Consider the following 23,902-nt stretch of genomic DNA (forward strand, 5'->3'; position numbering starts at 1 on the left):
GAAGAGCCAGGTCGGGACGTTTCATTACGCGTGTTCTCGCGCGCGGTTCGCCGGCCCGCGCCGGCTTGTCCGCCCGGACCGGCTCCGCGTCTCAGCTGTCGAAACCCATGCCCAGCCGGTCCAGCGACTTCAGCCACAGATTGCGGCGGCCGCCTCGCCGGTCCGCCCGCGCCAGCGAGCGGCGGGTCAACTCGATGCCCGCCCACCGCAGCGGCTCCGGCGGGAACGGCACCGGTTTGCTGCGCACCATCTCCAGCGAGGTCCGCTCGGTGGTCTCCCCGGACAGCAGGTCGAGCATCACATCGGCGCCGAACCGGGTGGCGCCCACCCCGAGTCCGGTGAAGCCCGCGGCGTAGGCGACGCGCCCGCCGTGCGCGGTGCCGTAGAACGCGCAGAAGCGGCTGCACGTGTCGATGGCCCCGCCCCAGGCGTGGGTGAAGCGCATCCCTTCGAGCTGCGGGAACGCGGTGAAGAAGTGCTCGGCCAGCCGCCGGAAGGTCTCCGGGCGCTGGTCGTGCTCGGCGCCGACCTTCCCGCCGTAGGTGTAGACCGCGTCGTAGCCGCCCCACAGGATCCGGTTGTCGGCGGTGAGGCGGAAGTAGTGGAACTGGTTGGCGCTGTCGCCGAGCCCCTGCCGGTTCTTCCAGCCGATCTCGGACATCTGCGTGTCGGTGAGCGGCTCCGTCACCAGCGCGTAGTCGTAGACCGGCACCACGAAGGAGCGCACCCGCTTGACCAGCGACGGGAAGACATTGGTGCCGAGCGCGACATGGCGGGCGAAGACCCGGCCGTAGTCGGTGCGCACGGCCACCTCGCCGCCGTTGGAGGCGAGACCGGTGGCGCGGGTGTGCTCGTAGATCCGGACACCGTGGTCCAGGCATGCCTGCTTGAGCCCCCAGGCGAGCTTGGCCGGGTGCACCATCGCCACGCCGTCCTTGTCCCAGGAGCCCGCCAGGAACGTCGGCGAGTCCACCTCGGCGCGCACCTCGTCGCGGTCGAGCAGGACCGGGCCCCGCCCGTGCCTGGCCGCCTCCTCGGCGGCCTCGCGCAGCCACTCGACCTGGTGCCACTCGGTGGCCACGTCGAGTTCGCCGGTGCGCTCCCACTCGGCGTCGATGCCGTGCTCGGCGACGGTGTCCTCGATGGCCTGGAGGTTCTCGCGGCCGAGCCGCTCCAGGGTGTCCATCTCACCGGGCCAGCGGTCGAGGCCGTTGTCGAAGCCGTGGGTGAGGCTGGCGGCGCAGAAGCCTCCATTGCGGCCGGACGCCGCCCACCCCACCTCGTTGCCCTCGACCAGGACCACGTCCCGCCCCGGGTCGCGCTCCTTGGCGATCAGGGCGGTCCACAGCCCGCAGTAGCCTCCTCCGACGACCAGCAGGTCGCAGCGCTCGTCCCCCACCAGCGCGGGCCGCGCCCTGGGCCTGCCGGGGTCCTCCAGCCAGAAGACGGTCGGCGAGGCGTCGACGAGAGAACGGGCTGGGTCCATCAACTATCACCCTTGTCGGGATCGGTGGTTCGTTCAGGCGCGGGCCTTGCGCTTGCTGCCCAGCACCTGGCCGACGAGGACGCACAGCACCGCAACGACGAACATCGCGGTGCCGATGACGTTGATCTGGACGGGCGTGCCGCGCTGTGCGGAGCCCCAGACGAACATCGGGAAGGTCACCGTCGAGCCGGCGTTGAAGTTGGTGATGATGAAGTCGTCGAAGGAGAGGGCGAAGGCGAGCAGCGCGCCGGAGGCTATGCCCGGGGCGGCCAGGGGCAGGGTCACCCGGAAGAACGTCTGCGCCGGGGTGGCGTAGAGGTCCTGGGCGGCCTGCTCCAGCCGCGGGTCCATGCTCATCACACGTGCCTTGACCGCCGTGACGACGAAGCTCAGGCAGAACATGATGTGCGCGATGAGGATGGTCCAGAAGCCGAACGGGATGCGCATGTTGAGGAAGAGCGTCCCCAGCGAGGCGGCCATGACCACCTCGGGCATCGCCATCGGCAGGAAGATGAGCATGTTGGTCGCGCCCTTGCCGCGGAAGCGGTAGCGGGCGAGCGCGAAGGCGATCATGGCGCCGAGCACGGTGGCGCCGACGGTGGCGTAGACGGCTATCTGCAGGCTCAGCGAGAGCGAGTCGCACATGTCGGCGACGCCGCAGGGGTTGGTCCAGGCGTCCGTGGAGAACGCCTGCCACTCGTAGTTGAAGCGGCCCGTCGGGTTGTTGAAGGAGAAGACCATCACCACGACGTTGGGCAGGATCAGGTAGGCCAGCGCGAGCGCGCCCGCGATGACGACCAGGTGCCGCCGGATCCAGTTGACGACGGGCATCAGACGAGCTCCTCCGTCCCCGCCTTGCGGATGTAGAGGGTGACCATCACGAGGATCACCGCCATGAGGATGAAGGACAGCGCGGCCGCGGTGGGGTAGTCGAGCACCCGCAGGAACTGCGACTGGATCACGTTGCCGACCATCTTCTGGTTGGTCGTGCCGAGCAGTTCGGCGTTGATGTAGTCGCCGGTCGCCGGGATGAAGGTGAGCAGGGTGCCCGCGACCACGCCGGGCATGGACAGCGGGAAGGTCACCTTGCGGAATGTGGTCAGGGGCTTGGCGTACAGGTCGCCGGAGGCCTCGTGCAGCCGTGGGTCGATCCGCTCCAGGCTGGTGTAGAGCGGAAGGATCATGAACGGCAGGAAGTTGTACGTCAGACCGCACACGACCGCCAGGGGCGTGGCGAGGACGCGGTGGCCCTCGGTCAGCCCGATGGAGGAGGTCAGGTCCAGCAGGCCGAGGGTGTCGAGGCCGGAGACCACGGGCCCGCCGTCGGACAGGATCGTCTTCCAGGCCAGGGTGCGGATCAGGAAGCTGGTGAAGAACGGGGCGATGACCAGGACGAGGAGCACATTGCGCCAGCGTCCGGCCCGGAAGGCGATGGTGTACGCCAGGGGGTAGCCGATCAGCAGGCACAGCGCGGTCGCGCTCCCGGCGTAGAGCACCGAGCGCAGGAAGTGCGGGTAGTACTCGGTCAGGGCGTCGGTGTACGTGGCGAAGTGCCAGGTGACCTTGAAGCCCTTCTCCAGGGATCCGGTCTGCACCGAGGTGGACGCCTGGTAGATCATCGGCGCCACGAAGAAGATCAGCAGCCAGGCCAGGCCCGGGAAGAGCAGCAGGTAGGGCACCCTGCGTCGGCGCCGGGCCGCCGGGGACCTCTCCGGATCCGCCGGCTTGACGGGCGCGGGCGCCTGTGCGACGGCCGTCACTGGTCGGCCTCCAGGTCCGCGGTGCCCGCCTCGATGTCCTGCCCGGCGTCGAGGCCGAAGGTGTGCGCGGGGTTCCAGTGCAGGACGACCGGGGCGCCCGGGATGAGCCGGTGGTCGCGCTCGACGTTCTGCTCGAAGACGGCCAGCTCCGGACAGGCGGGGGTGGAGACCACGTACTGGGTGGAGACGCCGATGAAGCTGGAGTCGACGATCGTGCCGTTCATGCGGTTGCGGCCGTCGTCGATCGCGTCGGTGTCGTCGGCGTGCGCGAGGGTGATCTTCTCCGGGCGCACCCCGGCCAGCACGCGGGTGCCCACCTCGGTGCTGCGCGCGGAGCACCGCTCGGCGGGCAGGGCCAGGCGCCCGTCGCCCACCTTGAGGAGGAGGTCGCCGCCGCTCTTGCCGGTGATCTCGGCCTCGATGAGGTTGGACTGGCCGAGGAAGTTGGCCACGAACGTCGAGGCGGGGTTCTCGTACAGGTCGGCTGGGGCGCCGAGTTGCTCGACGCGGCCCGCGTTCATCACGGCGACCGTGTCGGCCATCGTCATGGCCTCCTCCTGGTCGTGCGTGACATGGACGAAGGTGATGCCGACCTCGGTCTGTATTCGCTTCAGCTCCAGCTGCATCTGGCGGCGCAGCTTGAGATCGAGGGCGCCCAGGGGTTCGTCGAGCAGGAGGACCTGGGGGTGGTTGATCAGGGCGCGGGCCACGGCGACACGCTGCTGCTGGCCGCCGGAGAGCTGCTGGGGCTTGCGGCGGGCGAAGCCGCCGAGCTGCACCAGTTCGAGCATCTCGTCGACCTGCTTCTTCACCGACTTGACGCCGCGGCGGCGCAGACCGAACGCGACATTCTCGTAGATGTCGAGGTGCGGGAAGAGCGCGTAGTTCTGGAAGACGGTGTTCACCGGCCGCTTGTACGGCGGCAGGCCGGTGACCTCCTTGTCGCCGAGCAGGACGGTGCCGGACGTGGGCCGCTCAAGACCGGCGATCATCCGCAGGGTCGTGGTCTTGCCGCAGCCGGACGCGCCGAGCAGGGCGAAGAACGAGCCCTGGGGGACGGTCAGGTCGAGGGGGTGCACGGCGGTGAACGAGCCGTAGGTCTTGCTGATGCCGGTGAGGCGGACCTCGCCACCGGAAGATGCGTTCATGGTTGCTGACATCTCTCGTTCAGGCACTTGTTCAGGCCGTGGTTCAGGCGCCGATGAGCTTGGAGAACTTCTGCTCGAACCGCTTCTCTTCCTCGGCGGTCAGGGCGCGGAACTCGTGCGCCTTGGCGGCCATGGCGGCGTCGGGGAGGATCAGCGGGTTGTTGGCCGCCTCCTTGTCGAGCTTGAGCAGTTCCTCGCGCGCTCCCCGTACCGGTGAGACGTAGTTGACGTAGGCGGCGAGCTCGGCGGCGACGTCCGGGCGGTAGTAGTGGTCGATGAGCCGCTCGGCGTTCTTCTTGTGCTTGGCCTTGGCGGGGACGAGGAGGTTGTCGGTGGACGTCATGTAGCCGGCGTCGGGGACGACGTACTTGATGTGCGGGCTGTCCGCCTGGAGCTGGATGAGGTCGCCGCCCCATGCCACGCAGGCCGCGATGTCGCCGGAGGCGAGCTCCTGCCCGTACTCATTGCCGGTGAACTTGCGGATGTGCTTGCTGTCCACGGACTTCTGGATGCGGGCGATCGCGGCGTCGTACTGGTCCTCGGTGACCTTGGCCGGGTCGACGCCCATGTCGAGCAGGGTCAGGCCCACGGTGTCGCGCATCTCGGTGAGCATGGTGACCCGGCCCTTGAGGGAGGACTCGCTCAGCATCTGGGAGATGCTGGTGATCTTCTTGCCCTTGGTGGCCTTCTCGTTGTAGGCGATGACCGTCTGGATGCCCGCCCACGGATAGGAGTAGGCGCGTCCCGGGTCCCAGGCGGGGTTGCGGAAGCGCTGGTCGAGGTTGGTGAAGGCATGCGGCATGTTGGCCGGGTCGAGCTTTTGCACCCAGCCGAGCCGGATGAGCCGGGAGGCCATCCAGTCGGTGAGCACCATCAGATCGCGGCCGGTGTCCTGTCCGGCGGCGAGCTGCGGCTTGATCTTGCCGAAGAACGCGTCGTTGTCGCTGATGTCCTCGGTGTAGTCGACCTTGATGCCGGTCTGCTTGCTGAAGGCGCGCAGGGAGGGCCGGAGGTTCTCGTCCTTGTCGTCGACGTCGATGTACAGGGGCCAGTTGGAGAAGTGCAGCACCTTCTCCTTGTCGGACCTGTCCTCGGTGCTCCCGCTGTTGGTGCTCGTCGCGGCGGGAATGCCGCAGGCGCTGATCGCGCCGAGGCCGAGCGCGGCGCCGCAGGCGCCCACCAGGGACCGGCGGGTCAGCGCCGCCCGCCCCGAGGTCAGACTGCGCTCCATCGCCGCGCGCACCGGCGGCGACAGGGTCTCGAAACTCTCCATACGTACAGCCCTCTCCGGCCGGCTCGCGGCTATCTGTCCCCGAAGATCGTCCGGTGCCAGTCCTTGCGGGCGACACCGGTCGTGTCCTGCATGACGTGCTTGATCTGCGTGTACTCGTCGAAGGAGTACTGCGACATGTCCTTGCCGTAGCCGGAGGCCTTGCAGCCGCCGTGGGGCATCTCGCTGATGATCGGGATGTGGTCGTTGACCCACACGCATCCCGCCTTGATCTCCCGGGTGGCGCGCAGCGATCGGTAGACGTCGCGGGTCCACGCGGAGGCGGCCAGGCCGTACGGGGTGTCGTTGGCCAGGGCCACTGCCTCGTCGTCGCCGTCGAAGGGCAGGACGACGAGTACGGGTCCGAAGATCTCCTTCTGCACGATCTCGCTGTCCTGGGCGGCGTCCGTGACCAGCGTCGGCCGGTAGTACGCGCCCTTGGCCAGCTCGCCGCCGGGGGCCCCGCCGCCGGTGACGACGGTCGCGTAGGAGCGGGCCCGGTCGACGAATCCGGCCACGCGGTCCGCCTGGCTCTGGGAGATCAGCGGCCCGAGGTCGGTGCTCGGGTCGAACGGGTCGCCGAGGCGGACCTGGCCGAAGAGGTCGGCGACGCCGGAGACGAATGCCTCGTAGAGCGGGCGCTGCACATAGGCGCGGGTCGCGGCGGTGCAGTCCTGGCCGGTGTTGATCAGGGAACCCGCCACCGCCCCGTTGACGGCGGCCTCGAGGTCGGCGTCGTCGAAGACCACGAACGGGGCCTTGCCGCCCAGCTCGAGGTGGAGCCGCTTGACGGTGCGGGTGGCGATCTCGGCGACCCGGCGGCCCACGGCGGTGGAGCCGGTGAAGGAGGTCATGGCCACGTCCGGGTGGCCGACCAGGCGCTCCCCGGCGTCCGGTCCGGCGCCGGTCACGACATTCACCACGCCGTCCGGGATGCCCGCCTCCTTGGCGGCCCGCGCGAACATCACCGAGGTCAGCGGGGTCAGCTCGGAGGGCTTGAGGACGATGGTGTTGCCCGCGGCGATCGCCGGGAGGATCTTCCAGGCGGCCATCTGCAGCGGGTAGTTCCAGGGCGCGATGGAGCCGACCACGCCGATGGGCTCACGGCGCACGTACGAGGTGTGGTCGCCGGAGTACTCGCCCGCGGCCCTGCCCTCGAGGCTGCGGGCGGCGCCCGCGAAGAAGGCGGCGTTGTCGACCGTGCCGGGCACGTCGAACTCGGTGGAGAGCTTGATCGGCTTGCCGCACTGAAGGGTCTCGGTGCGGGCGAACTCCTCCGCCCGCGCGTCGATGGCCCTGGCCAGCGCGGTCAGCGCGGCCGAGCGCTCACCGGGAGTGGCGCCCGCCCAGCCGGGCAGCGCTTCCTTGGCCGCGGCGACCGCTTCCTCCACGTCCTGCGCACCGGCGAGCTCGAAGCCGAGGACCGCCTCACCGGTGGCCGGGTCGACCACGTGGTGGCGCACCCCGGACGAGCCGTCGCGAAGCCGTCCCCCGATGTACTGGGCTCCTTCGGCGAACCGGGCACTCACATCCTGCCGGTCGTCCATTGCGCGTACTCCTCGGTTGTACGGGTGGCTGTGCGGGGTGTGGCTCTCAGCGGAGATGATGGCTGATCCTGACAGAATGACCTCACCTCAACAAGGGATTCCGTAGTTGCCATTTGGTTACGCGACGGAATCTGTCTTCTGCGGATACTCGCCAGGCAGGCCCGGCGATGCAAGTGCGCACTTCGCAAACCGATGCGAGAGCGGCTTTACACTTCGCCAAAAGCACAAGCCCGGAGGTCGCCCGTGTTCCCCACCGTCGCGCAGGTCCTCAAGCTCGGCGCCCTGCGGTCCGGGGCGCCTGAGGTGGTCGCCGGGGCCCAGGGGCTGCAGCGTCCCGTCCGCTGGGTGCACATCAGCGAGCTCGCGGACATCGCCGGGATGCTGCACGGCTCCGAGCTCGTCCTCACCACCGGAATCGCCCTTCCGGAGGACAAGGAGGCACTGGCCCGCTACATCAACGAGCTGTCCGAGGTGGGCGCCGCCGGGCTCGTGGTGGAGCTGGGCCGCCGCTACGCCGACGAGCTGCCCCGGCCCCTGATCCGCGCCGCCGACCGCCGCGGCCTGCCGCTGATCGCCCTGCGCAACGAGGTCAGGTTCGTCGCCGTCACCGAGGCCGTGCACGCCCATGTGGTCAACTCCCAGCTGACCGAGCTGCGCGCCTCCGAGTCGGTGCACCAGACCTTCAACGAGCTGTCCGTCGAGGGGGCGGAGCCGGAGGAGGTGGTCCGCGAGGTCGCCAGGATCGCCCAGGGCCCGGTGGTGCTGGAGAACCTCGCCCACCAGGTCCTCGCCTTCGACCCGGCCGGCCAGGAGCCGAGTGTGCTGCTGGACGGATGGGAGCGGCGCTCGCGAGGGGTACGGCCCGCCGGGCGGACCGGCCGCGATCCGCGCAGCGGCTGGCTGGTCACGGCGGTGGGCGCCCGCGGCCAGGACTGGGGGCGCCTGGTGCTCGTGGACGCCCCCTCGGACGCCCCGCGCTACAGCGTCGTGCTGGAACGGGGCGCGGCCACCCTCGCGCTGAACCGCCTGCTGGAGCGGGACCGGGAGAGCCTGGAGCGGCAGACCCACCGCACCCTGCTGTCGGGCATCCTCACGCACGCGCTCACCGTGTCCGACGTGGCGCTGCGGGCCCGGGCGCTGGGGGTGCCGCTGGAGGGCCGCAGGCTGGTGGGGGTGGTGCTGCGCCGCCGGGGCGGTCCGGCGTCGGCGGCGCTGGAGGCTCAGGCCAGGCTGCGCGACTTCACCGAGACGGTGGCGGTGGCGGCGCGCGACCAGCGGCTGAGCGCGCTCATCGGCTCCCTCGACGACGACGGCGTGGGCATGCTGATCTCGCTGGGGCCGCACGACGGCGAGCACAAGGCCCTGGAGGGGTTCGCCGCCGGTCTCGACGCGCTGTGCGGCAGCGGCGAGGACAAGGGACCGGCCTTCATCATGGCGGCCGGGTCCTCCGTGGGGTCGCTGCGCGATGCCCGGCGCAGCCTGCTGGAGGCCGCGCAGGTCGCGGACGCGGCGCTGCACGGCGGCCGGAAGGCGGGGACCTACTACCGGCTGCCGGACGTACGGCTGCGCGGACTGCTGCACCTGCTGCGCGACGACGCGCGGATGCAGACCTATGTCGAGCGGGAGCTGGGCCCGCTGCTCACCCATGACGCGGAGCACGGCACCGACCTGGTGCGGATACTGGCCGTCTACCTCGACCACGGCCGCAACAAGTCGGCGGCCGCCGACGCGGCGCACCTGTCCCGGCCGTCGTTCTACGACCGGCTGCACCGGGTGGAGCGCATCCTGGGCGTGGACCTGGATCAGGTCGAGTCGTGCCTGTCGCTGCACGTGGCGCTGCTGGCGCTGGAGGCGGTGCGCAGCGTGGGGTCGGCGGGAGCAACAGGGACGGTGGGGCAAGGGGGAGCAGTAGGGCAAGGGGGAGCAGTGGGACAGGCGGGAGCGGTGGGCCCGACGGGTTAGCGTCGCCACCATCGGGTTGATCACGCCGCCTCGGACAGCTGCGGCACCGCGGTCGCGGGGGTGCGGGCCGGGCGCATGCTGACCTGGGCGGACTCGCGGCGGCGGTGCGCCAGCAGGCCCGCGCCGATGGCACTGGCGGTGACCAGACCGCCGAGGACCAGGGCGCCCCGGGCACCCGCGAACTCCAGCAGGAGGCCGAGCACGGGCGGACCGGCGAGGCTCCAGCCGGTGCTCACACTGCGCCACACACCGAGGACACGGCCGCGCATGTGCGCGGGCGGGTCGGTCTGCAGGACCGTGGTGCCCGCGGTGTCGGAGACGGACTCCGCGACGGCCATCGGCACGACCAGCAGGATCAGCGGCATCAGCGTCGGGGACAGCCCCGCGAAGACCTGGAGCACGGCCCCGGCGGCGGCCAGCACGCCGACGAGGCGCACGGACGGGCGGCGCAGGCGTCCGGCGAGGACCGCCCCGGCGATGCCTCCGGCGGCCAGCACGGTGGAGACCGCGCCGAACGCCCCGGAGCTGCCGTGCAGCGGGCCGGTGACCAGGACGGCAAGGGTCAGCGCGTAGTTGCGCCCGAAGACCGAGCTCAGGCCGGTGATCGCCGCGAGCGCCACGAGCCGGGGGCGGCGCAGGAAGAACGCCAGCCCCTCGCGGGCGGCGCCGCCCTTGGGTGCCCGGTCCTCGGCGGCGAGGTCCTTCCGCGGCTGCGGAGCCGCGGGAGTCGCCGGGGCGGCCTCGGGCTCGCTCCGGGGCTCCTCGGCGGGGGCTCGCAGCGCGTTGTCGACCGGGCGCAGGAAGGGAATGACGGAGGCGACGAACAGGAAGGACAGGCCGTCGGCCACATAGGCGGAGGCGGTGCCGAACACCGCCACGGCGACGGCGGCCATCGCCGTTCCGGCCAGGCGGCCGACGCTGTGGACGACGGAGCCCAGCGCGATCGAGGACGGCACGTCCTCGGTCTCGACCAGGTCGTTGCCGAGCAGCGCGCACGCCGGGCCGTCCACGGTGGCGACCAGGCCGGTCACGGCGGCCAGCACCATCAGTAGCGTCACATTGAGCTGCCCGAACGCCACGAGGGCGGCCGTGGTGAAGGCCACCAGCCCCAGGACCGCCTGGCTGACGGCGGCGGTGAGCTTGCGCGGCCAGGCGTCGACCGCGGTACCCCCGACGAGGCCGAGCAGCAGGCCGGGCGCGGCCTGCACGGCCAGCGACAGACCGGTGGCCGCCGCGGAGCCGGTGATCTGGAGGACGAGCAGGTTCTGGACGGTGAGCTGCATCCACGTGCCCGCGTTGGAGACGAGGTTGGCGACGGACCACCAGCGCATGCTGCGGTAGCGCAGGCAGCGCCAGGGCGCACGGTCCTCGCGCTCGCCCGTCCTGCGGAAGCGGGCGGGGACAGGGAAAGAAGGCATGGTGGGGGTTCTCGCCGGAGCACGGCGGGGCAGGGGGCGGAGTCGTTCGGCACGCGAGAACCCCGACACGGGCCTGCCGGTCGAGGCTCTTTGGCGCAGTGCCATTCTCAGCACCGTTTGGCCCGCCGAAGAAGCGCCGATCGAGCGCCCCGGGACGGTCCCTGGCGCCAACTCCCCACCCCGGCAGGAGCCGTGGGGCGGTGGTGGCGTTGCTCACAGGGCCCTAGGTCCCGGGCCGCCTCAGGTCGAAGTACCAGTAGGCGCTGTCGTAGTGCCACCCCGGAGCGAGCTCGAGGTCCAGGACCTGTTCCTCTTGCGGCACGCTGAACGCGAAGTCGGCCGTCGCCGACCTTCCCGGCCCCACCGTCGCGGGGAGGCCCTGGCCGACGCGGTCGGTGTCCGACCAGATCTGGTCGAGCTGCGCCTCGTCACCGCCCTCGGCGAGCACGTGGTAGCGGGTCGTGTCGATGTCCCGGTCGCCCTCGTTGCGCACGGTGACGGAGATCCGGTAGGCGCGCTCCCCCAGAGTCCGGCCGCGGACCCCTGCCGCGGGGGTGAACTCCTTCGGGGCCGAGACCGTGACGTGCAGGCCGCCCCGGTACGTGGCGGTGCCGTTGTCCCCGAGGGGGCGGGAGACCGTGCCCTGGGCGCCGGTGAGCGGGACCGCGTCGAACTCGTCCATGAGCGTGCCGACCGCCAGCACGCCGATGGCCGCGGACAGCAGCAGCCCGCCCACCCCGAGGAGGACTGCGGTGAGCGCCATGGGTCCGTTGGTCGCCCGGCCCTTCTTCGCCCGGGCCCGGCCCATGAGGCCGAGGATGAGCGCGAGGGCGCCGAGGACCACGCCGATGAAGAAGAACAGGACGCTGCACGCGGCCAGGACCGAGAGGATCCCGAGGACGAGGGCGGCGACAGCCGCGCCGTTGCGCGGCTGGACCGGGTACGGGTACCAGCCCACGGACCCCATGGGGTAAAGCGGGACGGACCAGGGCGGCGACGGCCGCGCCGTGGCGGCGGGTTCAGCGGCGCGGGGCCCGGGCGCGGCGGGCTCAGGGGCGGGAAGCTCAGCGGGGGGAGGCTGAGCGGCGGGAGGCTCAGGGGTGGGAGGCCGGACGGCGGCGGGCGGGACGGCCGCCGGTGAGGACGCGGTGGGCGAGGGGGCCGCGGGGCGGACCCACGGGTGGTCGTGCCTGACCGGGTCCGGTGTCCCGGTGCGGTCCTCGGACGGGGCGGACCACGGGTCCACGTCCGGCTGCGGCTGCGGGGACGGCTGCGGGGACGGCTCGGTCACCGTTTCAGGTTAACGTCGGCGGCTAGGATGACCCGATTCGCCCTGACGCAGGAGGAGCAGCATGTCCGACACCGCAGCCGCAGCCGACCTGGAGACGTTCATCGCCGGTCTGCCGAAGGCCGAACTGCACGTCCACCACGTGGGCTCGGCATCGCCGCGGATCGTCGCCCAGCTCGCCGCCCGCCACCCGAACGCGAAGGTGCCCTCCGACCCCCAGCAGCTCGCGGAGTACTTCACCTTCCGCGACTTCGCTCACTTCATCGAGGTCTACCTGTCCGTGGTCGACCTGATCCGCGACGCGGAGGACGTTCGGCTGCTCACCTACGAGGTGGCCCGGGACATGGCCCGGCAGAACATCCGCTACGCGGAGCTGACGGTCACTCCGTTCAGCTCCACCCGGCGCGGCATCCCCGACCGGGAGTTCTGCGACGCCATCGAGGACGCCCGCAAGGCCGCCGAGGCGGAGCTCGGTGTCGTGCTGCGCTGGTGCTTCGACATCCCCGGTGAGGCGGGGCTGGAGTCCGCGGAGGAGACCGCGCGGATCGCCACCGAGCTCCAGCCGGCCGGCCTGGTCGGCTTCGGCCTCGGCGGTCCGGAGATAGGGGTGCCGCGCCCGCAGTTCAAGCCGTACTTCGACCGGGCCCGGGCGGTGGGCCTGCACAGCGTTCCGCACGCGGGCGAGACGACGGGCCCGCAGACGGTGTGGGACGCGCTGCGGCACCTGGGCGCCGAGCGCATCGGGCACGGCACGACCTCCACCCAGGACCCGGCGCTGGTGGACTTCCTGGGCGAGAACCGGATCCCGCTGGAGGTCTGCCCGACGTCGAACATCGCCACGCGGGCGGTGGCCACGCTCGAGGAGCACCCGATCAGGGAGATGTTCGCCGCCGGGCTGAAGGTCACGATCAACAGCGACGACCCGCCGATGTTCGGCACCGACCTCAACCACGAGTACGCGGTCGCGGCCCGTCTGCTGGACCTGGACGAGACAGGGGTGACGGCGCTGGCGAAGAACGCGGTCGACGCCTCCTTCCTCGACGACGCTGGCAAGGCGGCCCTGGGCGCCGAGATCGACGGCCATCTGGCCGCGCATCGGGCCGACCCGCGGCACCGGGCGTGACGGTGCCCCTCGGCTGCTAGAGCCCCACGACCTTGTTCCACGCCGACGAGAAGCCGGGGCGTTCCTCCGGGGTGATGTCCCGCATCACCTGGAGGCGCCTCCGCATGGAGGCGGTGGGGAAGATCAGCGGGTCCTCGGCCAGCGCCGCGGTGTCCTTGTCCTTGGAGGAGGCGAGGACATCGCGGGCGGCCGGGACGGGGCAGACGTAGTTGACCCAGGCCGCGAGCCGGGCCGCGACCTCGGGCTCGTAGTAGTAGTTCATCAGCGCTTCGGCATTGGCCTTGTGCGCCGCCTTGTTGGGGACCATGAGGCTGTCCGACCACAGCTCGCCGCCCTCCTCGGGCACGACGAACTCGATGTCCTCGTTGTCCGCCTGCAACTGGATGACGTCGCCCGACCAGGCCTGGCAGGCCAGCACATCGCCCGAGGCCAGGTCCTTGGTGTAGTCGTTGCCGGTGAACCGGCGGATGTGCTTCTTCGCCACCAGGCGGCGCACCTCGTCGACCATGTCGTAGTACTGGTCGGCGGTGAAGGCCCTGCTGTCCGCACCGCGTCCCATCAACAGCAGCGCGGGTGCCTCGTCCATCGCCGAGAAGAGCGTCACCCGGCCCCGCAGGTCGTCCGCCCACAGGTCGGAGACGGACCTGATCTCGCGGCCGAGGCGCTTGCGGTTGTAGGCGATGCCGGTGATGCCGGACTGCCAGGGCACGCTGTGGTGGCGCCCCGGGTCGAACGGCGGGTCGCGCAGGAGCGGGTCGAGATTGGCCCTGACGTTGCCCAGCCGCGCGGAGTCCAGCCGCTGCACCCAGCCGAGCTTCACATAGCGGGCGCCCATCCAGTCACTGGGCACGATGATGTCCCGGTCGAGGGGCTGCCCGTTCTGCAGGGCGGGGCTGACCTTGCCGAAGAACTCGTCGTTGTCGTTGATCTCCTCGACGTACTTCACCGAGATGCCGGTACGCCGGGTGAACTCCCGCAGGGTGGGCCTGACCTGTTCGTTCCCCTCCGCGACATCGATGTAGAGGGGCCAGTTGGCGAAGTCCAGGCGGTGCTCGCGCTTCGAGCGGTCGGGAGCGGCCCGCTCACCCGGGGGGACGTAGGCGGGCGGCACTCCGCATCCGGCGAGCGCGAGGGCTCCGGCGCCGCCGGCGGCGGCGCGCATCAGGGAGCGGCGGGAGAGGCTGCGGTCCATGGTGGACAACCTCACCCCGCCGCGTTCCCTTCCACAACGGGCAGACCGTCAGTCGAGCGGCGCCGCGCATGACACCCTGTCCGGCGCGCGCGGCCGACTCCGGTGTGCGCCGCGCCGTGCCTCAGGCCACCTGCCGCTCCTCCACGGACAGGTCGTAGACCCATTGGCGGCGCTCGCGGGGCGGCTCGGACTTGGCCCCGTTGAAGGTGCGCACGACCAGGTGCGGGTCGACGGTCACCGTGGTCACCCCGAGCGGCAGGAAGAGCGCCCTGAGCGGGCCCTGGGCCAGGCGCACCCACCGCTGCCCCCGGCCGAGGGCGCGTACGAGCTGCTGTTCACTGGTGAACGCCACGGCGGTCGGCGTCCCCCGCGGTGTGCGGTACATCTGCGGAACGCATCCGACGGGAGCGGTCCGCACGGGCACGTAGTACGGCCCCCGGCGCGACGGGTGGGGCGGCCGGTCCGCGGGCGCACCGCCCTGCGGACGACCGTCCCGCGCAGGGGCACCGCCCTCCGGAGGGGCACCGGCTGGTCCGTCCGGGACGGTCCCGGACGCTTGGGCGGTCCGCATGGCGCTCAGGCCCCCCGCTCGATCGGGTAGCCGCCCCGCTTCCAGTACTCGAAGCCACCGATCATCTCCTTCGTCCTGAAGCCCAGCTCGGCGAGCCTGGCCGCGCCCCGGGTCCCCCCGTTGCAGGCCGGGCCCCAGCCGTAGGTCACATAGAGCGTGTCCGGGTCCAGACCGGCCACCGCCTCCGCGGTGATCCCGGCGTGGGGCAGGCTCCTGGCACCGGGGACATGGCCCTCGGCATGGGCGGCCGGCTGCCGGACGTCCAGGACGACGAAGCCCTGGACCCCCTCGGTGAGGTCGTGGTGCACGTCGAACGGGTCGGTCTCACTGGCGAGCCGCGCCCGGTGGTACGCCGCCGCCTCCAGGGCAGGCGCCGCGGGGATGCCCAGGACCCTGGACGCAGTGCGGTAGCGGATCGGCCGGTAGCCGGCCAGGCGCTCGAAGTCCCGGTAGGCGGCGTCGTAGTCCTTGTTCGACACCAGGAAGGTGCCGCCGTTGGCGGTCAGGGAGTTGCTCTTCTCGATGCGCTCACCGACCCTGACCTTCCAGGTCATCTCGACGTCGCTCTCGAGGTCGGGCTCGATCAGCTCCTCGACGACGCCGCTGGCCTTGGGGACCACGCCGTCGAAGCAGTAGATCTGCTCGCCGTCGTAGGGAAGGCTCTTGATGCCCGACTCGATCTCGAAGGCGAGATTGACCAGCGCCACACCGTAGTTGCGCTGCATGGCGGCCAGTCCCGCGAGGCCCTTGAAGCGGGCGCCCACCTCGAGGAAGATCAGCTCGTCGTCCGGGGTGAGGAACAGCTCCAGGTGCGAGCCTCCGTCGAGCCGCCCGAGGGCGTCCAGGGCACGCTCCCCGAAGGCGACCATGCGGGGCACCCGGGGGTCGGAGTCGATGAGGTTGATGTCGGCGTTGACCTTGCCGTTGGGCACCTCGAAGGAGTTGACGAGGTACTCGGTGACACCGGCGAAGACGGTCGCGCCGTCCTCGGTCACGATGTTGACGCTGTAGATGGTCCCCTCGACGAACTCCTCGTACTCGTAGGAGCGTCCGAGGTCACCGGGCAGCGCGGCGAACTCCTCCCAGTCGGTGATCTTGTGGACGCCCTCGGCGCAGGCGGCGTCGACCGGCTTGAGGATGAACGGCAGGCCGACCTCCCCGACGATCCTGGCGTAGTAGGCGGCCTCGTCGAAGGCGCGCAGCTGGGAGTCGAAGCGGCCGAACTTCGGCACCCGCACCCCGGCGGCCACCAGGCGCTGCTTCATCAGGCACTTGTCGCGGTAGGGCAGGATGTCGGCGGTCTTCGGCCCCCGGATCCCGAAGTGCGCGCGGATCTCGGCGGCGACCATCATGTCCTGCTCGTCCCAGCAGTGCAGTGTCAGGTCCTCGAGCGCGACGTCGCGCAGGATCTCGCCGACCACCTCGCGGGTGGCGTCGAGGTCGACCAGGGAGTGGAGCATCGGTGTCGGGTCGGGCAGGCCGCACGGCACGACATGGACGTCGGCGAGCCCGTCGCGCAGCGGCGGTGTCAGGTTCTCGACGTCCCGGTCGGCGAAGACGCCGATGATGCGGACCCCGTCGGGTTCGGCGAGCAGGTCGTGGCGGAACGCCGCGTAGCCCCGCGTGGATATGACGACTGCTGTCTTCATGACTGGATGGTCCCGTCTCCTGCGAGCTCGCTCAGGGACGCCGCGACGGTGTCGAGGCCGAGCGAGAGGTTGACCTGGCTGATCGTCAGCGGGGGCAGGAGCTTGAGCACTTCGCTCCCCCGCCCGCACGACTCGATGACCAGGCCCTTCTCGAAGCAGAGCCTGGAGACCTTGCCCGCCGTCACTCCGGGGACGTCGCTGAGGTCGATGCCCCACATCAGCCCACGGCCGCGCACCGGTATCCCCAGGGGACCGGTGACCCTGCGCTGGAGGAAATCGGCGACGAGCTCGCCCTTCTTGCGGACCTTGGCGGCGAAGGCGTCGTCGGACCAGTAGTGGCGGATGGCGGTGGCCGCGGCGACGAAGGCGAGCTGGTTGCCGCGGAAGGTGCCGTTGTGCTGGCCCGGCTGCCACACGTCCAGCTCGGGCTTCATCAGCAGGACGGCCATGGGCAGGCCGTAGCCGCCGATCGACTTGGCCAGGGTGACCATGTCGGGTTCGATCCCGGCGGGTTCGAAGGAGAAGAACGTTCCCGTGCGCCCGCACCCGGCCTGGATGTCGTCCACGATCAGCAGGATCCGGTGGCGGTCGCACAGCGCCCGAAGCTGCTTGAGGAACGGGATCGGGGCGGCATAGACACCGCCCTCGCCCTGCACGGTCTCCAGCAGCACGGCGGCGGGCTTGTCCACACCGGAGCTGGGGTCCTCCAGCAGGCGGCGCAGCAGATCGAGGCTGTCGAAGTCCCCCAGCGGGGTCTGCGGGTAGGGGATGTGGGTGACGAACGGCAGCGTCTGGTGCAGCCCCTGGCGGAAGTACCCGGACGCGGTCGCGGCCAGCGATCCGGTGCTCACGCCGTGGAAGCCGCCGCTGAAGGCGATCACGGTGGAGCGGCCGGTGGCCAGGCGGGCCAGCTTGAGCGCCGCCTCGACGGCGTTGGTGCCCGAGGGGCTGGTGAACTGGACCTTGTAGCCGAGTCCGCGCGGACGCAGGATGTGCTCGCGGAAGGCGTCCAGGAAGTCCGCCTTGGCGGAGGTGGCCAGGTCCAGGCCGTGCACCAGGCCGTCGCCGCCCAGGTAGTCGATCAGCGCCCGTTTGATGCTGTCCGGGTTGTGCCCGTAGTTCAGCGAACCCGCACCGGCGAGGAAGTCGATGTAGTACCTGCCGTCGGCGGTGGACAGGCAGTCGCCCTTGGCGGTGGAGAACAGGGCGGGGAACGACCGCGAGTAGGAGCGGACCGCCGACTCCGCCGCCTCGAAGACCGTCTCGTCGATGACGCTCATGATTCCTCCGTGGGCCCTAGACGTGGTCCGAGTGGGCGGCCTGGAGGAGCGCGTCCCCCAGGTCCGGCCGGCCGATGTCCGTGCGGGGCGCGGGCAGCTCCGTGCGGGGCGCCCCGGTGGACGCCCGCCGTGCGCCGATGTCCGAGCGGCTGCGCGCGCCGGGGAACGAGATGCGGGCGACCTGCTCGTAGGCGTGTGCCCGTGCCTGCTCGAGCGTGGTCCCCGAGCCGACGACGTGCAGGACCCGGCCGCCGCTGGTGACCGGTCCGCCGCCCGGCCCCTTGCGCATCCCGGCGTAGAACACCTGGGCCCGCTCCGGGGCCTCGGTGCCGAGCCCGCTGATCGGCAGCCCGGTCTCGAACTCGCCGAAGGGCCAGCCCGGTCCGGCCGCCGGGTCCGAGGGGTCCACCGGGCCCTGGGTCACCGCCACACTGCAGCGCACCAGGTCGTCGGTGACCAGGCGGCAGCGGTCCAGGTCCTGCTTGAGCACCGCCCGGCACAGATCGGAGAAGTTGCTCCGCACCGACGGCAGGACGGCCTGGGCCTCGGAGTCGCCGAACCGGGCGTTGATCTCGATGACCTTCAGGCCGTCGCCGGTGATCATCGCGCCGATGTAGACGAAGCCGGTGAAGCCCAGTTCCTCGTCGCGCACGCCCCGTGTCAGCGGTTCGAGCAGCTCGCGGCGGATCCGGTCGCGCAGGTCGCCGCCGGCCAGCGGGTGGGGGGCTACCGATCCCATCCCGTCGCAGTTCTTGCCCAGGTCGCCGTCGAGGGCGCGCTTGTAGTCCTCGGCGCAGGGGAACATCAGGTGGTTCACCCCGTCGAGCAGGGCGAACACCGAGATCTCCCGTCCGAAGAGACGTTCCTCCACCACGACGTGGAAGTCCTCGCCCTGAGCGCGCGCGAAGGCGTCGACCGCTTCCTCGGCGTCGGCCGCGGTGTCGCACACCACGGCGCCGTCCCCGTAGGGGGTCAGCCCGTCGGTCTTGACCACCACCGGGTGGGTGCGGCCCCGGATGTAGGCCTTGGCCTTGTCCGGGTCGCCGAACGCCTCATAGGCGGCGGTCGGCAGGCCGTGGCGCTCGAGGAAGACCTTGCTGCGCTCCTTGCTCGACTCCAGCGCGGCGGCGGCCTTCGTGGGGCCGATGACCCGGTGCCCGCGGGCGGCGAGCACATCCACGTAGCCGATGGACAGCGCGTCGATGTTGGCGACGAGGACGAACTCCACCTGGTGCCGGCTCAGGAACTCCAGCGCCGTGGCGGGGTCGTCCAGGCGCACCTCGGGCACCGGCACGATCCGCTCGTGCTCGATGACGTCGCAGCCGGGACCGTAGTACACCGTCACGTCGGGATCGGTGCGGACGAACAGGTCGCACAGCGCGTGGCCGCGCCCGGTCCCCCCGACCAGCAGGACGCTCGTCATACCCGGCTCCCCTGCGGATCACGGCGCACCTGCTCGGGCGCCGGGACGGTGATGGCGAGGTCGTCGGGCAGCCCGACGCGGTTGTCGTCGACCTGCCCGGCGGCGCGCAGGTGGTCGGCGAGCGAGCCCCAGACCTCGGTGTAGCGCTCGGAGCCGCTGTCGATGTCCTCGCTGCGCACGTAGTTGGAGTTGGCCCAGTCGCAGGTCGGCTTCACATGGTGGACGTCGTGCTGCACGGTGTCGCCGACGAGCACGAACATCCGGTACGACGAGTGCACGACCAGCATCCGGTAGGTCCAGCGGGTCCAGGCGAGCGCGCGCCGCACACCGGTGGCCTCGGGGCCGGGGACCGCCTCGCCGCACACACGGCCGAAGGTCAGCAGGTCGCGCTGGTGGCGGGAGAGCTTCTCGCGGTTGCCGAACAGCCACCAGCGGTGCTCGGTCATCGTGTAGAGGTACGTGCAGGACTGGAAGACCACGGAGACGGGCACCAGCCACAGCACCAGGTACTCCACCCACCAGCCGGTCAGGCCGACGAAGGCGGCGGTGGCGGCGAGCCAGGTCAGCGACATCACCAGCCGGTAGCGGGGGCGGACACCGGCGACGTTGGACTTCAGCCGCCCGAGGAAGAACCCGCCGTGGTGGCGGGGCGAGAGCAGCGCGCCCCACAGGTACCGGCGAAACTCCGAGCGGGTCATGCCCGGCCGCATTCCGGTCGACATCAGATAGGTGGTGTCGATGTCCTTGGTGGAGCACGGGTAGGCGTGGTGGGTCAGGTGCTCCTTGCGGTTCTCGTCGTACGGGGTCCGCCAGAGCACCGTCGTGATCAGCTCGCCGACCGCCCGGTTGGCCCACGCGGTCCTGGCGAACATCCGGTGCAGGGTCTGGTGGACCACCACCACGTCGAGTCGCCGCATGCCGCCGCTGGTCAGCAGCCAGCTCAGGAGCAGCACCGGTACCGACCACGCGGTGAACGGGTGCAGTGCCCGGGCCCCGATGCCGATGCCGACGGCGATCTGGGCCAGGCCCAGCAGTCCCGCCTTGTTGGGGCTCCACGGGATGAGCTGGCGGCCGCCCTTGAGCGGCACCCCGGTCACCCAGGTCAGATACGGCTGGACGAAGCGGGGCAGACCACGCATCGTCTCGCGCGGCTCTACAGCTTCTTGCACGGCTCTCTCCTATGTCCTGGTGCGGTGGTCCTGTTCACGCAGCCTTCGGTGTCGGGGGCCGCGGGCACGCCCCGCGGCTCGGGGATGTCAGCGCAGGGAGGCGGGGTCGGGGGCGGCGCCGCCGAAGAGGATGTCGTTGGTCTCGTGGGTCATCGGGCGCTCGAGGTCGTCGGCGTTGACCCAGGTCATGTTCACGATCGTGCGGCGGCCCTCGCCTCGGATCGGGTACACCCGGTGCATCGTGGTGTCGGTCTTGATGACATAGGCGTCACCGGGCTGGAACGCGTAGGAGCGCACCTGGCTCTTGATGAGCGCCCCGTGGACATCGGGGTTCTCCTTGTCCCAGGAGGTGTGCGGCACCGCCTGCACGAAGCCGCCCTCGCGGTGATGGGGGGCCTCGAGGATCAGGACGAACCCGTAGGTGTAGTCGTCCCAGTGCCAGCCGTGGGTGTCACCGGTCCTGCCCAGGCGGCTGATGACGTAGTGCTCGCCCGCGTAGGGGCAGGTGAAGACCTCTTCGCCGACGACCCGGGTGAGCAGGTCCTTGACCGCGGGGGCGAAGTAGGTGGCGTGGATGAGCGGGCCGTGCTCGACGATGACGGGCTGGCCCACGGTGGTCATCTGGCGCGGGGTGTTGTCGGTGACCTTGAACGTGAGGTTCCTGGACACGCCGTGCTCGTCCATGATGCCGAAGGCCTCGGCCCTGAGCTCCTCCAGCAGGGCGGGCGGGCAGAACCCCCGCAGCGGAACGACGTGTTCGCGCTTGAACCCCTCGCGCAGCTCGGCCGTCGCCGCCTCGTCGTACACCCGCGCGAAGTGCTCCTCGTAGAGGGTGTCGAGGCGGGCGAGGGCGTCGGTTCCGGCGGGCGGGGCGGTCTGGATGTCGGTCACGGGTGTCCTTTCTCGGCGATCGCCGCCTGATGCGTCGCGGCGCAGCGGGATGAAGCGGGGGTGGGACAGGATGTTGTTGGGGTCGTCGCCCAGCGGTCTGCCGTTGACGACGAGGTCGCGGCGGGCCCGGAGCGCCTTGGAGTGCAGCTCGGCGAGGTCGTCGGCGTCGACCACGAACATGGCGATGACGTCGAGCTGGTCGGCGCGCCCCGACAGCGGCCCACCGAGCGGCTTGGTCACCCGGCGGCAGTCGGCCGCCTCGGGGAAGTCGACCGAGACGAGCTCGGTGGCGTCCGACGGCGGGAGCACCAGCATGTCGACGGCGTAGCGGGTGGGGCGGGCGATGAACGACAGGTCGGGTGCGATCCCGCAGGCGATGTCGGTCAGCGGCACCGCGTAGTCGATGCCGAACGCCTTGCCGTAGCTGACAACGTTGGCCACCCCTCCGACCCGGATGTTGAAGTCGATCAGTTCGATCGGGCCCTGCGGGGAGACCATGACCTCCAGGTGGGTCGCCCCGTGGGAGATGCCGAGGCTCTTGTGGAAGGCCTCGGCCTTGGCGGTGATCTCGGCCAGCCGCGGGTGCGGGTAGGGGAAGACGACGCCCTGCTCCACGACGGGGTCGGCGGCGAGCACATAGCGGCCGGTGAGGCCCACGGTGTTGACGCGGCCGCGGTCCACCAGGGACTCCACCGACAGCAGTTCGCCCTCGGCCTTCTCCTCCAGCACGAATCCGCCGTGGGCGCTGATGTACTCGCTCATCAGCGGGTTGCCGACCTCGACGGAGCCGGTCTGCCGGGCGGCCTCGTGCAGCTCCTCCAGGGAGGAGACGATGAAGCACAGCGCGCTGCCCGTGCCATTGGCCGGCTTGAGCACCGCCGGGCGCTCGAACTGCCAGCGGTCCCAGGTCAGCGCCTCGGTCAGCGTCGTGGAGCGCAGCTCGGACAGGCCCTCGGCGTAGAGCTTGCGGCGCACATGGGTCTTGTCGAGGGCGCGGGAGACGGATCCGGCACCGCTGTTGGGCAGTCCGGCGAGCTCGCGCAGCTCGGCCTCGAACGGCAGGACGGCCTCGAAGGCGGCGTAGGTGCCTACCACGTCGTAGCGGTGGTGCAGATCGAGGATCACGGTGCGGATGGTCTCGTTGTCGGACCAGGAGGCGATGGGGACCACCTCGTCGACGACGCCCTCGCGGACCTCGAACGGGCCCGAGTCACGCAGCGGGTCGTGGTTGAGGGCGATGACGCGGAAGCCGCGCCGTTTGGCCTCTTCCGCGATCAGAACCATGTGGTTCAGCAGTTCGAGCAGGACGAAGGCCCGCTGCTTCGCTGGCGTGTTCACGCTGGGACTCCTCTGGAGGCGGCGTTTCGGACTCGGACTCGGTCTCGGACTCGGGGAGTTGGGGGAGCGGGGTGGGGCTCAGGCGGCGCGGACGGCGGGCTCGGCGGGCTCCTGCGCGGCCGTCTCCTGCGTGGCGGGCTCGATCCGGCGGGCTCTGCGCGGCAGTTCCCAGCCGGCGACCAGCAGGGCGACGAGCGCGATGTTGACGTAGATCGTGGAGCCGATGCCCAGACCGTCCAGGCCCCAGGAGAAGACGGTGGCGAAGACGCCCATCAGGCTGTAGCCCATCGCCGTCTGGAGTCCGAGCACCGAGGAGACCTTCGCGGCGGGCGCCTTGGCGATCATCTGCTTGAACTGGTGCACCCAGATCAGCTCGCCTCCAACCACCATCAAGGAGAAGGCGACCAGGCACAGGTACACATTGCCTTCGAACAGCGGCACAAGGGCGTACAGGGCGGTGATGACCACGACGACGGCGAGGTTGAGGGTGCGCTCGTTCCGGTCGGTGATGAATCCGCGGCGGTTGAGGTACTGGTAGAGGAAGACGCCGGTCATGACGGCGACGGACTCGAAGGTGAAGAACAGCGCCGTGCCCGATTCCCCCTTGCCGTACCAGACCTGGGGAATGACGGTGATCAGCGTCTCGTAGGTGGCCTGGAAGGCCGTGACCGAGAGGATGATGTAGAACACCGCGGAGGCGATGCTCTCGTCCCGGGCGATGATGCCGAAGGCATTCCTGATGCCGCGCAGCTTGGTCTCCGCGGCGCCGCGGGCCGTGCGGATCGACTCCCTGGTCCGCTCCTCGTTCGGCTTCACCAGCAGCATCAGCGCCGCGGCGGTCAGGAAGGTCGCGGAGTCGATGTAGACGACGACGTTGAACTCGACGAACTTCAGGATGAAGGCACCGGTGGCGGCCGCCACGGCCATGGCGATGGGGAGGCTGGCGTTGAAGACCGGCGAGAAGAGGTCGGTCTCCTTCTTGGTGAAGAACTGCACCAGTGCCTTGACCCGGGCGTTGTTCACCGCGCTGTTGAGCAGGGCGCGGGCGAAGATGATCCCGATCGCGTAGGCGAACAGGTCGGGGTCGGAGAAGCCGAGGAAGACCAGGGTCACACCGGCCGCCACGACATTGAGCCACACCAGGAGCTGTTTGGCGTTCTGCCGGTCGATGTACTGGGCGCCCAGGAGTCCTATGAACAGGTTGGCCGTCCAGTCGGCGGCGAAGACGACGGCGGCCAGGGTGGCGCTTCCGCTCTCGCGGTAGACATACGCCACGTACGAGATCATGAGCAGTTTCGAGCCGAAGAGCGAAATGAACGATGCGGCGAAACTCAGCAGGAAGTTCCGGTGCAGGTACAGCTTCATGGCAGCCCTGACTCCTCGTCTC

18 protein-coding genes are annotated in these 23,902 nt (G+C 70.6%); 2 read left to right on the forward strand and 16 right to left on the reverse strand.

What is annotated here, in order from left to right; all coding sequences use genetic code 11:
• Positions 1 to 91: 91 nt before the first annotated feature.
• The 6 genes from IEY86_RS23055 to IEY86_RS23080 are packed head-to-tail and all read right to left on the reverse strand — an operon-like array spanning position 92 to position 7,211.
• The gene (locus IEY86_RS23055) at positions 92 to 1,486 is read right to left on the reverse strand and encodes an NAD(P)/FAD-dependent oxidoreductase (RefSeq protein ID WP_189133730.1); all 1,395 of its coding nucleotides are present in this window, start codon (positions 1,484 to 1,486) and stop codon (positions 92 to 94) included.
• Positions 1,487 to 1,519: 33 nt separating this feature from the next.
• On the reverse strand, positions 1,520 to 2,317 hold the full coding sequence (locus tag IEY86_RS23060) for an ABC transporter permease (RefSeq protein ID WP_189133731.1): 798 nt from the start codon (positions 2,315 to 2,317) through the stop codon (positions 1,520 to 1,522).
• Complete coding sequence (locus IEY86_RS23065; RefSeq protein ID WP_189133732.1) at positions 2,317 to 3,246, reverse strand: ABC transporter permease; 930 nt, start codon at positions 3,244 to 3,246, stop codon at positions 2,317 to 2,319. The genes IEY86_RS23060 and IEY86_RS23065 overlap by 1 nt, the downstream gene beginning before the upstream one ends.
• Positions 3,243 to 4,394 carry an ABC transporter ATP-binding protein gene (locus IEY86_RS23070; RefSeq protein WP_189133733.1) on the reverse strand — a complete coding sequence of 384 codons (1,152 nt, stop codon included), beginning with the start codon at positions 4,392 to 4,394 and terminating at the stop codon, positions 3,243 to 3,245. Before IEY86_RS23070 ends, IEY86_RS23065 begins: the two co-directional genes overlap by 4 nt.
• A 43-nt stretch (positions 4,395 to 4,437) precedes the next feature.
• Complete coding sequence (locus tag IEY86_RS23075) at positions 4,438 to 5,667, reverse strand: polyamine ABC transporter substrate-binding protein (protein ID WP_189133734.1); 1,230 nt, start codon at positions 5,665 to 5,667, stop codon at positions 4,438 to 4,440.
• A gap of 29 nt (positions 5,668 to 5,696) precedes the next feature.
• Positions 5,697 to 7,211, reverse strand: a complete 1,515-nt coding sequence (locus IEY86_RS23080) for a gamma-aminobutyraldehyde dehydrogenase (protein WP_189133735.1) — start codon at positions 7,209 to 7,211, stop codon at positions 5,697 to 5,699.
• Between the two features lie 243 nt (positions 7,212 to 7,454).
• Between IEY86_RS23080 and IEY86_RS23085 the strand changes: the two genes are divergently transcribed.
• Positions 7,455 to 9,173, forward strand: coding sequence for a PucR family transcriptional regulator (locus tag IEY86_RS23085; RefSeq protein WP_189133736.1), 1,719 nt, complete (start codon positions 7,455 to 7,457; stop codon positions 9,171 to 9,173).
• A gap of 20 nt (positions 9,174 to 9,193) precedes the next feature.
• Here the strand turns inward: IEY86_RS23085 and IEY86_RS23090 are convergent, their stop codons facing one another.
• Both IEY86_RS23090 and IEY86_RS23095 read right to left on the reverse strand, forming a co-directional pair.
• A complete protein-coding gene (locus IEY86_RS23090; RefSeq protein ID WP_189133737.1) occupies positions 9,194 to 10,591 on the reverse strand; it encodes an MFS transporter in 1,398 nt (465 codons plus the stop codon).
• A 223-nt stretch (positions 10,592 to 10,814) separates the two neighbouring features.
• Complete coding sequence (locus IEY86_RS23095; RefSeq protein ID WP_189133738.1) at positions 10,815 to 11,882, reverse strand: DUF4352 domain-containing protein; 1,068 nt, start codon at positions 11,880 to 11,882, stop codon at positions 10,815 to 10,817.
• Positions 11,883 to 11,943: 61 nt separating this feature from the next.
• Here IEY86_RS23095 and IEY86_RS23100 point away from each other — a divergent pair, with 61 nt between their 5' ends.
• Positions 11,944 to 13,002, forward strand: a complete 1,059-nt coding sequence (locus IEY86_RS23100; RefSeq protein WP_189133739.1) for an adenosine deaminase — start codon at positions 11,944 to 11,946, stop codon at positions 13,000 to 13,002.
• 16 nt (positions 13,003 to 13,018) lie between these two features.
• Here the strand turns inward: IEY86_RS23100 and IEY86_RS23105 are convergent, their stop codons facing one another.
• From IEY86_RS23105 to IEY86_RS23140, 8 genes are all read right to left on the reverse strand, one after another.
• Positions 13,019 to 14,194 carry a polyamine ABC transporter substrate-binding protein gene (locus tag IEY86_RS23105; protein ID WP_189133740.1) on the reverse strand — a complete coding sequence of 392 codons (1,176 nt, stop codon included), beginning with the start codon at positions 14,192 to 14,194 and terminating at the stop codon, positions 13,019 to 13,021.
• A gap of 121 nt (positions 14,195 to 14,315) precedes the next feature.
• Positions 14,316 to 14,612, reverse strand: coding sequence for an SAV_915 family protein (locus IEY86_RS23110; protein WP_189133741.1), 297 nt, complete (start codon positions 14,610 to 14,612; stop codon positions 14,316 to 14,318).
• A gap of 158 nt (positions 14,613 to 14,770) precedes the next feature.
• The gene (locus IEY86_RS23115) at positions 14,771 to 16,414 is read right to left on the reverse strand and encodes a rhodanese-like domain-containing protein (RefSeq protein WP_189133742.1); all 1,644 of its coding nucleotides are present in this window, start codon (positions 16,412 to 16,414) and stop codon (positions 14,771 to 14,773) included.
• Positions 16,411 to 17,694 (reverse strand): diaminobutyrate--2-oxoglutarate transaminase, encoded by a 1,284-nt coding sequence (gene ectB / locus IEY86_RS23120; protein ID WP_189133743.1) that lies wholly within the window; start codon positions 17,692 to 17,694, stop codon positions 16,411 to 16,413. Before ectB ends, IEY86_RS23115 begins: the two co-directional genes overlap by 4 nt.
• Positions 17,695 to 17,710: 16 nt before the next feature.
• On the reverse strand, positions 17,711 to 19,117 hold the full coding sequence (gene purD, locus IEY86_RS23125) for a phosphoribosylamine--glycine ligase (RefSeq protein ID WP_189133744.1): 1,407 nt from the start codon (positions 19,115 to 19,117) through the stop codon (positions 17,711 to 17,713).
• On the reverse strand, positions 19,114 to 20,286 hold the full coding sequence (locus IEY86_RS23130; RefSeq protein WP_189133745.1) for a fatty acid desaturase: 1,173 nt from the start codon (positions 20,284 to 20,286) through the stop codon (positions 19,114 to 19,116). Before IEY86_RS23130 ends, purD begins: the two co-directional genes overlap by 4 nt.
• An 87-nt stretch (positions 20,287 to 20,373) precedes the next feature.
• Positions 20,374 to 22,515 (reverse strand): ATP-grasp domain-containing protein, encoded by a 2,142-nt coding sequence (locus tag IEY86_RS23135; protein WP_189133746.1) that lies wholly within the window; start codon positions 22,513 to 22,515, stop codon positions 20,374 to 20,376.
• Positions 22,516 to 22,593: 78 nt separating this feature from the next.
• A complete protein-coding gene (locus tag IEY86_RS23140) occupies positions 22,594 to 23,880 on the reverse strand; it encodes an MFS transporter (RefSeq protein WP_189133747.1) in 1,287 nt (428 codons plus the stop codon).
• Positions 23,881 to 23,902: the final 22 nt, after the last annotated feature.

The sequence above is a fragment of the Wenjunlia tyrosinilytica genome, from assembly GCF_014646055.1.
Lineage (GTDB): Bacteria > Actinomycetota > Actinomycetes > Streptomycetales > Streptomycetaceae > Wenjunlia > Wenjunlia tyrosinilytica.